Below are 11,803 nucleotides of genomic sequence, written 5' to 3' on the forward strand. Positions count from 1 at the left end.
TTCACCAGATTTGAATCCCATTGAGCAAGCTTGGGCTGTCTTGAAAAAGAAAGTGACAGATTTATTAAGGGAAGTCCCAAATATCTTTGAATGTTTAGAGTGCTTTTTTAAAACTAAATGACTATACCCGAAAACATGCTAATACTCAATGAAAATCAAAGAGCAAACTAGGAAGCTAGCCGCAGGTTGCTCAAAGCACGGCATTGAGGTTGCAGATAAAGCTGACCTAGTTTGGATTTGAGTATAAGACTAGTCTTCAATGACTCTTGGAGGAGAGAGAAAAGAAGCTGTTATTCTTTGAAAGTTATACAGAATGGAATGGATAAAACTACTTTCAGATAAGCTTTTATGAATCTTCAAAATTAAAATCACTTTCTATTTAAAATATCAGTCTTGCATTGCCTTCCTTTATGTGCTAGAGTTATGGTAACGTTTACAAAACCAAGGAGGGTTTTATGAGAAATCCAGCACTAATAGAAGAAATGAAAACTTACAGAGGGCGAGATGAAGTTCCGCAAGACTTTGACGATTTTTGGGATGGGGAAATAGAGAAGGTTTCAATCTTGCCAGATTATCAACTAGAGGAACGTGATTTTCATATTCCAAATGTGAAGTGCTATGAACTCAGCTTTAAGGGCACTCGGGAAGGTCTTGTTTATGCACGTGTGGTCTTACCAAAATCTGAACAGAAAGTACCTGTCATTTTCCACTTCCATGGCTATATGGGACGCTGTTGGGATTGGGCAGATATGTTGGCCTTTACAGTCACTGGTTATGGTGTCGTATCTATGGATGTCCGTGGTCAGTCTGGTTACTCACAAGATGGGTTACGCTCGCCTCTTGGAAATACGGTTAAGGGTCAAATCATCCGTGGTGCAGTAGAAGGAAAAGAGCAACTCTTCTATAAGGATGTTTATCTTGATATTTATCAATTAGTTGAGATTGTAGCTAGCTTCCCACAAGTGGATGAGGGGCAATTAGCAAGCTATGGAGCTTCTCAAGGAGGAGCGCTGGCTCTGGTGGCTGCGGGGTTGAATCCACGTATCAAGCGTACAGTTGCTATTTATCCATTCTTATCAGACTTTAGACGAGTGATAGAGATTGGAAATACTAGCGAAGCCTATGATGAGCTCTTTCGTTACTTTAAGTTCCATGATCCATTCCATGAGACAGAAGAGCAGATTATGGAAACACTTAGTTATATCGATGTAAAAAATCTTGCCCATCGTATTAAGGGGGAAGTTCGGATGATTACTGGACTTGATGACGATGTCTGCTATCCAATCACTCAGTTTGCTATTTACAACCGTTTGACTTGTGAAAAGAGTTATCGTATCATGCCTGAATATGCTCACGAAGCCATGAATGTTCATGTCAATGATCAAGTTTACAACTGGTTGTGTGGTAGTGAGATCCCCTTTACCTATCTTGGTCACTAAAAATTGAAAAAAAGCTCTGTAGTTTCGAATGAACTACAGGCTTTTCTTTATGTGACTCAGATAATGAGAAAGTAGTTTCAGGTAGTTTGAAACTTCTAAATATCTTTGAAAGTGGAATCTATTATAGACTTATTTGACTATAATTTAGAATATTTATTATATAATAAGTGTAATATCAATTATGGAAGGAGCAAAATCTGTTGTATTTCTTCTTAGTAGTGGAAGTTTATGTCATACAACAGTAGTTCAAGGTTAAAAGGATGGGAATTACCATTCGATAATACAGTTTCTTATTTGCAGCTAGTATGAAGGGCTAAAAATTTTAAGCAAAAAAGAAAGCGCTTTATTTTTTAAAAAATAACGGAAGGGAACACATGAATCAGAGAGATTTTGATAGAAAACAGAGATATGGAATTCGGAAATTTGCAGTTGGAGCAGCTTCAGTAGTGATTGGAGCGGTTGTTTTTGGTGCTGCACCGGCTTTGGCTCAAGAGGCGCCATCAACGAATGGTGAAACAGCGGGGCAATCTTTGCCAGAATTGCCTAAGGAAGTAGAGACAGGAAGTCTAGCTAATGTAGATAAGGAGCCTGCAGGCCAAGTAACCACAGTAAATAATAGTGGAACAGAAGTGAGCCGTGAAGAGTTGCAAGCAAACCCAGGGTCTGAAAAACCAACAGAAACAGAAGCATCAAACGAAACTCCAGCTACAGAGAGTGAAGACGAAGAAGAAGTTGGAAACATTCCGCGTGACTTTTATGCAAGAGAGTTGGAAAATGCCAATACTGTTATAGAGAAGGAAGATGTTGAAACCAATCCTTCAAACGGTCAAAGAGTTGACATGAAAGAGGAACTCGATAAGCTTAAAAAACTTCAAAATGCGACCATTCATATGGAGTTTAAGCCAGATGCATCTGCTCCACGTTTTTACAACCTTTTCTCAGTTTCTAGTGACACCAAAGTAAATGAGTATTTCACTATGGCCATCCTTGATAACACAGCTATCGTTGAAGGTCGTGATGCAAATGGAAACCAATTCTATGGTGATTATAAAACTGCTCCTTTGAAAATTAAGCCAGGTGAGTGGAACTCTGTAACCTTCACAGTTGAAAGACCAAATGCAGACCAACCAAAAGGTCAAGTTCGTGTCTATGTAAATGGTGTCTTGTCGCGCACAAGTCCTCAGTCTGGTCGTTTCATCCAAGACATGCCAGATGTCAACCATGTGCAAATCGGTACAACGAAACGCACAGGCAAAAACTTCTGGGGCGCTAATCTTAAAGTCCGTAATCTAACTGTTTATGATCGTACCCTTTCACCAGAAGAAGTTAAAAAACGTAGCCAACTTTTTGAAAGAGGAGAGTTGGAGAAGAAACTTCCTGAAGGAGCAGAAGTTACTGATAAACTGGACGTTTTTGAAGGTGGTGAGAACCGCAAGCCAAATAAAGATGGTATTGCAAGCTACCGTATTCCAGCCCTGCTGAAAACTGATAAAGGAACCTTGATTGCTGGTGCAGATGAGAGACGCTTGCATCACTCTGACTGGGGTGATATCGGTATGGTTGTTCGTCGTAGTGATGATAAGGGCAAAACATGGGGAGATAGAATTGTCATCTCAAATCCTCGTGATAATGAGAATGCTAAGAATCCAGAATGGCCATCACCAGTCAACATTGACATGGCCCTAGTCCAAGATCCGAAAACTAAGAGAATCTTTTCAATTTATGATATGTTCCTTGAAGGTAAGGCTGTATTTTCTCTTCCAGGAAAAGCACCACAAGCCTATGAACAAATTGGGGACAAGGTATACCAAGTCTTGTACAAACAAGGTGAAGCAGGACGTTATACAATCCGTGAAAATGGTGAAGTCTTTGACCCTGAAAATAGAAAGACAGAATACCGTGTTGTAGTTGATCCTAAGAAGCCAGCCTATAGTGATAAGGGGGATTTGTATAAAGGTGAAGAACTGATTGGTAATGTCTACTTTGATTATAGCGACAAGAATATCTTTAGAGTTTCAAACACCAACTATCTCTGGATGTCTTACAGTGATGACGATGGGAAAACATGGTCTGCACCTAAAGATATTACATACGGTATTCGTAAGGATTGGATGCACTTCTTAGGAACAGGACCTGGTACGGGAATTGCCTTGCATTCAGGACCTCATAAAGGACGTCTGGTTATCCCAGTCTATACTACAAACAACGTATCTTACTTAAGTGGTTCTCAGTCTTCACGCGTCATTTACTCAGATGACCATGGTGAAACATGGCAAGCAGGAGAAGCGGTCAATGATAACCGTCCAGTAGGCAACCAAACAATTCACTCTTCAACCATGAATAATCCAGGTGCTCAAAATACTGAGTCAACTGTTGTTCAGTTGAACAACGGAGACCTCAAACTCTTCATGCGTGGATTGACAGGAGATTTGCAGGTTGCAACAAGTAAGGATGGCGGAGCAACTTGGGAAAAAGATGTAAAACGCTATTCAGATATCAAAGATGTCTATGTTCAAATGTCAGCTATTCATACGGTACAAGATGGCAAGGAATATATCGTCCTTAGCAACGCAGGTGGACCAGGACGTTACAATGGTTTGGTACACGTAGCACGTGTGGAAGCTAACGGAGATTTGACTTGGCTCAAGCACAATCCTATTCAAAGCGGTAAATTTGCCTATAACTCCTTGCAAGATCTTGGAAATGGTGAATTTGGTTTACTTTATGAGCATGCAGATAGTAAACAAAATGAGTATACCTTGTCTTATAAGAAATTCAACTGGGATTTCTTGAGCAAGGATAGAATTTCTCCAACAAAAGCAACTGTGAAAAATGCTGTGGAGATGAGCAAAAATGTCATTGCTTTAGAATTTGATTCTGAAGTATTGGTGAATCGGCCACCAGTTCTTAAACTGGCAAATGGTAATTTTGCAACATTCTTGACGCAATACGATACAAAAACATTGCTTTTCGCAGTTAACAAGGAAGATATTGGTCAAGAAATTACAGAAATCATTGATGGTGCAATTGAGAGCATGCATAATTTACCTGTAAGTCTTGAAGGTGCAGGAGTTCCTGGTGGTAAAAATGGAGCAAAAGCAGAAATCCATGAAGTTCCAGAATTTACAGGTGCAGTCAATGGTGAAGGTACAGTTCACGAGGATCCAGCCTTTGAAGGTGGCATCAATGGTGAGGAAGCAGCCGTTCATGATGTGCCAGACTTCTCAGGTGGTGTGAACGGCGAAGTAGCCGCTATTCATGAAGTTCCAGAAATAGAGGTCGAAGAAAATCCACCGGGAACTATTCATGAAGTCCCAGAATTTGAAGGCGGTGTCAATGGTGCTGAAGCAGCCATTCATGAGATTCTGGACTTCGAAGGTGGTGTGAACGGCGAAGAAGCCGCAGTTCATGAAGCTCCAGAAATAGAGGTTGAAGCAAATCCACCGGGAACTATTAACGAAGTTCCAGCCTTTGAAGGTGGTGTGAACGGCGAAGAAGCCGCGGTCCATGAAGTTCCAGAAATAGATGTAGAAGCAAATCCACCAGGAACTATTAACGAAGTTCCAGCCTTTGAAGGCGGTGTGAACGGCGAAGAAGCCGCGGTCCATGAAGTTCCAGAAATAGATGTAGAAGCAAATCCACCAGGAACTATTAACGAAGTTCCAGCCTTTGAAGGTGGCGTGAACGGCGAAGAAGCCGCTATTCATGAAATTCCAGAAATAGATGTAGAAGCAAATCCACCAGGAACTATTAACGAAGTTCCAACCTTTGAAGGTGGCGTCAACGGTGAGGAAGCAGCCGTTCATGATGTACCAGCCTTTGAAGGTGGTGTGAACGGCGAAGAAGCCGCAGTTCATGAAGCTCCAGAAATAGAGGTTGAAGCAAATCCACCGGGAACTATTAACGAAGTTCCAGCCTTTGAAGGCGGTGTGAACGGCGAAGAAACCGCTGTTCATGAAGTTCCAGAAATAGATGTAGAAGAAAATCCATCGGGAACTATTAACGAAGTTCCAGCCTTTGAAGGTGGTGTGAACGGCGAAGAAGCCGCGGTCCATGAAGTTCCAGCCTTTGAAGGTGGCGTGAACGGCGAAGAAGCCGCTATTCATGAAATTCCAGAAATAGATGTAGAAGCAAATCCATCGGGAACTATTAACGAAGTTCCAGCCTTTGAAGGCGGTGTGAACGGCGAAGAAGCCGCTGTTCATGAAGTTCCAGAAATAGATGTGGAAGAAAATCCATCGGGAACTATTAACGAAGTTCCAGCCTTTGAAGGCGGTGTGAACGGCGAAGAAGCCGCGGTCCATGAAGTTCCAGAAATAGATGTAGAAGAAAATCCATCGGGAACTATTAACGAAGTTCCGGAATTTGAAGGTGGCGTCAATGGAGTGGAATCTGCTAAGTTAGAGGTGCCAGAATACACAGGTGGTGTCAATGCAGTAGAATCCGCTCAGTTAGAAACTCCAGAGTATGCAGGCAGCGTCAATGGAGTGGAATCCGCTCAGTTAGAAGTTCCAGAATACACAGGTGGCGTAAATGGGGTGGAATCTGCTAAGTTAGAGGTTCCAGAATATACAGGCAGCGTTAATGCAGTAGAATCCGCTCAGTTAGAAACTCCAGAATACACAGGTGGTGTAAATGGGGTGGAATCTGCTAAGTTAGAAGTTCCAGAATACCCAGGCGGCGTCAATAAACTAGAAGTTACAAGTGCAGAAGTTCCAGCCTTTGCAGGTGGTGTAAACAATACTGAAGCAGCCGTCCAAGGGGTTCTAGACTATAAGGGCGACCAGTCTATTGTGACTCAGGCTATGGCACAAGATCGTACTTATCAAGCACCTGCAGCGCGTCAACATCTTCTTCCTGAAACAGGAAGTGAAGATGGCGCTCCTCTTGTAACTGTAGGACTGCTAGGTATGATCTTAGGCATGTTTACTATGGGCAAGAAAAAAGAAGGGCAATGAAATAGTTAAAACCAACGAAATTCATCGAGAGATTTAATCTTGTATTAGAAAGGGTAGTGACTAGCACTGAGGCTTTTTGTCAACTGTAGTGGATTGAAGAAAAGCTAAGATCTGGAGAGGACAATCGTTGTCCTCTCCATTTTTTAGTGATAACCATTTTTTAGTGATAACCATTTTTTAGTGATAAATAGTAGCAAAATATTCAGTAAAAATCTAGTTAAAGTTTTGAAACCCCTTGCATTTTTTTTGACAATATAGTATATTTATAATAATGCTGAAACTCTAGTTAAAATTCTTGCTAATTTGAGCATTATTTTATTTTCAAAAAATGTAAGCGATTTCTAAAACTTATATTTGCTCAAAAATAGTATAGAGAAAGAATTTTAAGTTAGGGAATCAAACAAAAAATGTCGCCAGCTAAAACTGGGCTCGGGCAGTAGCTGACTGCTCTAGAAGATTAGGAGTATTTGATGAAACAATATTTTTTAGAAAAAGGTCGAATATTTAGCATTCGTAAACTGACTGTTGGTGTTGCTTCAGTAACAGTGGGTCTTACTTTTTTTGCATCAGGGAATGTTGCGGCTAATGAACTTGTGACAGAACCAAAACTTGAAGTAGATAGTCAAGCAAAAGAAGTGGCAGATGTAGATCATGAAAAAGAAGAAGCGGTCAAAGAAGAAGTAACTGAAAAAAAAGAATCTGCTGTTGAGAAAAAGGTCGAGGAAGCAAAACCTGCTGAAGTGGCTGGCGATTTACTCCCTGAAGAAATTTCTGATCGTGCCTATCCTGACACACCAGTGAAAAAAGTGGATACTGCAGCTATTGTATCAGAAAAAGATAGTCCACAAATAGAGACTAAGAGCATTTTGAAAGCTACAGAAGCAGCTCCATCTGAAGCTGGAAAAGAAAATAGAGCCATTATCAATGGCGGACAAGACCTTAAGCATATCAATTATGAAGGTCAACCAGCTACATCTGCTACTATGGTTTATTCAATCTTTAGCTCACCTTTGGCCAATGGCGGTAGTCAACGATACCTTAACTCAGGTTCAGGTATCTTTGTTGCTCCAAATATTATGTTGACAGTAGCTCATAATTTCTTGGTTAAGGATGCAGATACTAATGCTGGTTCTATCCGTGGTGGTGATACGGCTAAGTTCTACTACAATGTAGGTTCAAATACTGCTAAGAATAATTCTTTACCAACTTCAGGGAACACAATTTTGTTCAAGGAAAAGGACATTCATTTCTGGAATAAAGAAAAATTCGGTGAAGGCTATAAGAATGACCTAGCCTTGGTTGTAGCTCCAGTTCCACTTTCAATTGCAAGTCCAAATAAGGCAGCTACCTTTACTCCTTTAGCAGAACATCGAGAATACAAAGCTGGAGAATCTGTTAGCACCATCGGTTACCCTACAGATTCAACGTCTCCAGAATTGAAGGAACCAATTGTTCCAGGTCAATTGTATAAGGCGGACGGTGTTGTTAAAGGTACTGAAAAGTATGATGATAAGGGAACAGTTGGTGTCACTTATCGTTTGACTTCTGTATCAGGTCTTTCAGGTGGTGGAATTATTAACGGTGATGGTAAGGTCATTGGGATCCACCAACGTGGAACTGTCGATAATGCTAACATTGCTGAAAAAGATCGCTTTGGAGGAGGGCTTGTCCTCTCGCCAGAACAATTGGCATGGGTCAAAGAAATCATTGACAAATACGGTGTTAAAGGTTGGTATCAAGGCGATAACGGCAATCGTTATTACTTCACTCCAGAGGGAGAAATGCTTCGAAATAAAACAGCTGTTATCGGTGAAAACAAATATTCCTTCGATGAAAGTGGTGTAGCGACTCTCCTTGAAGGTGTTGATTATGGACGAGTTGTTGTCGAACACCTAGACCAAAATGATAATCCAGTCAAAGAAAACGATACTTTTGTTGAAAAGACGGAAGTTGGAACTCAGTTCGACTATAACTATAAAACAGAAATTGAGAAGACTGATTTCTACAAGAAGAATAAAGACAAATATGAGATTGTATCGATTGACGGCAAAACTGTCAACAAGCAACTAAAAGACGCTTGGGAAGATGATTATAGTGTTGTGAGCAAGGCTCCTGCAGGAACTCGTGTCATCAAGGTGGTTTATAAGGTCAATAAAGGTTCCTTTGACGTTCATTATCGTTTGAAAGGTACCGACCAAGAATTGGCAACTGCAACTGTGGACAATAATGAAGGTAAAGAATATGAAGTTTCCTTTGTTCACAGATTCCAAGCCAAAGAAATTGCAGGCTACCGTGCAGTCAACGCAAGTCAAGAAGCAACAATCCAACATAAAGGGGTGAATGAAGTTATTTTTGAATACGAAAAGATTGAAGATCCAAAACCAGCAACTCCAGCAACTCCGGTAGTGGATCCAAAAGACGAAGAAACAGAAATTGCTGCTTACGGTCCACTTCCAAGCAAGGCCCAATTGGACTACCACAAGGAAGAATTGGCAGCCTTCATCCACTATGGTATGAACACTTACACCAACTCTGAGTGGGGTAACGGTAGAGAAAATCCTCAAAACTTTAACCCAACTAACCTTGATACAGATCAGTGGATTAAGACTTTGAAGGATGCTGGATTCAAACGAACAATCATGGTTGTCAAACACCATGACGGTTTTGTGATTTATCCATCTAAATACACAGACCATACGGTAGCTGCAAGTCCATGGAAAGACGGTAAGGGAGACCTTCTCGAAGAAATCTCTAAATCAGCAACCAAGTATGACATGAATATGGGGGTTTACCTATCGCCATGGGACGCTAACCATCCTAAATACCACGTTGATACAGAAAAAGAGTACAACGAATACTACCTCAACCAGCTCAAGGAAATCCTTGGCAATCCTAAATACGGAAATAATGGTAAATTCATCGAAGTCTGGATGGATGGTGCGCGTGGTAGCGGAGCTCAAAAAGTGACCTACACCTTTGACGAGTGGTTCAAGTACATCAAGGAAGCTGAAGGGGATATCGCTATCTTCTCTGCTCAACCAACAAGTGTCCGTTGGATCGGTAATGAACGTGGTATCGCTGGAGATCCAGTTTGGCATAAGGTTAAGAAAGCTAAAATCACTGACGATGTGAAGAACGAATATCTCAACCATGGAGACCCAGAAGGAGATATGTACTCTGTCGGTGAAGCAGACGTTTCTATTCGTTCAGGTTGGTTCTACCATGACAATCAACAACCAAAATCAATCAAAGATTTGATGGATATCTACTTCAAGTCTGTTGGTCGTGGAACGCCACTTCTACTCAACATTCCACCAAATAAAGAAGGTAAATTCGCAGACGCAGACGTCGCTCGCTTGAAAGAATTCCGAGCAACCTTGGATCAAATGTATGCGACTGACTTCGCCAAGGGAGCAACTGTAACTGCAAGCTCTACTCGTAAGAATCACTTGTATCAAGCAAGCAACCTAACAGATGGTAAGGATGATACTAGTTGGGCATTGTCAAATGATGCCAAGACAGGTGAATTCACTGTGGATCTCGGTCAAAAGAGACGCTTTGACGTAGTTGAACTCAAAGAAGATATTGCTAAAGGTCAACGTATCTCTGGATTTAAGGTTGAAGTTGAACTCAATGGTCGCTGGGTTCCATATGGAGAAGGTTCGACTGTTGGTTATCGTCGTCTCGTCCAAGGTCAACCTGTGGAAGCACAAAAGATTCGTGTGACTATCACGAATTCACAAGCAACTCCTATTTTGACAAACTTCTCTGTTTATAAGACACCAAGTAGTATCGAAAAAACAGACGGCTATCCTCTAGGTTTGGATTACCATTCAAATACAACAGCTGATAAAGCAAATACAACCTGGTATGACGAATCTGAAGGCGTCCGTGGAACATCCATGTGGACCAATCAAAAAGATGCTAGCGTAACCTACCGTTTCAATGGAACTAAGGCTTATGTCGTATCTACAGTGGATCCAAACCACGGTGAAATGTCAGTTTATGTGGATGGTCAAAAGGTTGCAGACGTACAAACTAATAATGCGGCTCGTAAACGTAGCCAGATGGTTTATGAAACAGATGACTTGGCTCCAGGTGAACACACCATCAAACTCGTCAACAAAACTGGCAAAGCTATTGCAACTGAAGGTATCTACACGCTTAATAATGCTGGTAAAGGTATGTTTGAGTTGAAAGAAACTACCTATGAAGTTCAAAAAGGCCAACCAGTTACTGTAACCATTAAACGTGTTGGTGGTAGCAAAGGAGCTGCAACAGTCCATGTCGTGACTGAACCAGGAACAGGGGTTCACGGTAAGGTTTACAAGGATACAACAGCTGATTTGACCTTCCAAGAAGGTGAAACAGAAAAGACTTTGACAATTCCAACAATTGACTTTACGGAGCAAGCTGACTCTATCTTTGACTTCAAAGTGAAAATGACGAGTGCTTCAGACGAAGCTTTACTTGGCTTTGCTTCAGAAGCAACGATTCGAGTGATGAAAGCTGAATTGCTTCAAAAAGATCAAGTCAGTCATGATGATCAGGCCAGTCAACTTGACTATAGCCCAGGTTGGCACCATGAAACCAATTCATCAGGTAAATACCAAAACACTGAGTCTTGGGCGTCATTTGGTCGTTTAACGGAAGAGCAAAAGAAAAATGCTAGTGTAACAGCCTACTTCTACGGTACAGGTTTAGAAATTAAAGGTTTTGTAGACCCAGGTCATGGTATCTACAAGGTGACGTTAGACGGTAGAAGAGTCGAGTATCAAGATGGTCTAGGTAATGCGTCTGAATACAACGGTAAGAAGTACTTCAGTGGTACAGCTGCCACACGTCAAGGTGATCAGACTCTCGTTCGTCTAACAGGACTTGAAGAGGGATGGCATGCTGTAACCTTGCAATTGGATCCAAAACGTAATGATACTACGAAAAATATTGGTATCCAAGTTGACCAGTTTATCACTCATGGAGAAGATAGTGCTCTTTATACCAAAGAAGAGTTGCTTCAAGCTATGAAGAACTGGAAGGATGAATTGGATAAATTTGACCAAACAAGCTTGAAGAATACTCCAGAGGCGCGTCAAGCCTTCAAGTCAAACTTGGACAAATTATCAGAGCAACTTTCAGCAAGTGATGCTAAACCACAGGAAGTTCTGAAAACAGCTGCAGCCTTGCAAACGATCCTTGATAAGGAAGAGAACTATGGTGTCGAAGAAACACCAGCCCAACCAGAAGAGCCTAAGATTGACTACGACAAGGCAATGGCAAGCTTGGCAGAGGCTATTCAAAACAAGACCAAGGAACTAGGTGATGATAAGGAAGCTAAGAAGAAACTAGTTGAGTTGTCAGAACAAGCTCTTGTATCTATCCAAGAAGCTAAGACTCAAGATGCGGTAG

The 11,803-nt window shown here is 41.3% G+C and carries 3 protein-coding genes; all 3 read left to right on the top strand.

Annotated elements, in window-relative coordinates; genetic code table 11:
* Positions 1-455: 455 nt before the first annotated feature.
* On the top strand, positions 456-1,439 hold the full coding sequence (locus QM911_RS09310; protein ID WP_414313825.1) for an acetylxylan esterase: 984 nt from the start codon (positions 456-458) through the stop codon (positions 1,437-1,439).
* 374 nt (positions 1,440-1,813) lie between these two features.
* Positions 1,814-6,397: an SIALI-17 repeat-containing surface protein gene (locus QM911_RS09315; RefSeq protein ID WP_414313826.1), complete on the top strand. Its 4,584-nt coding sequence runs from the start codon at positions 1,814-1,816 to the stop codon at positions 6,395-6,397.
* Positions 6,398-6,867: 470 nt separating this feature from the next.
* The coding region (locus QM911_RS09320; protein ID WP_414313827.1) for an alpha-L-fucosidase at positions 6,868-11,803 on the top strand (4,936 nt) is incomplete at its 3' end.

It is taken from the genome of Streptococcus infantis, assembly GCF_047460825.1.
GTDB classification, from domain to species: domain Bacteria; phylum Bacillota; class Bacilli; order Lactobacillales; family Streptococcaceae; genus Streptococcus; species Streptococcus infantis_V.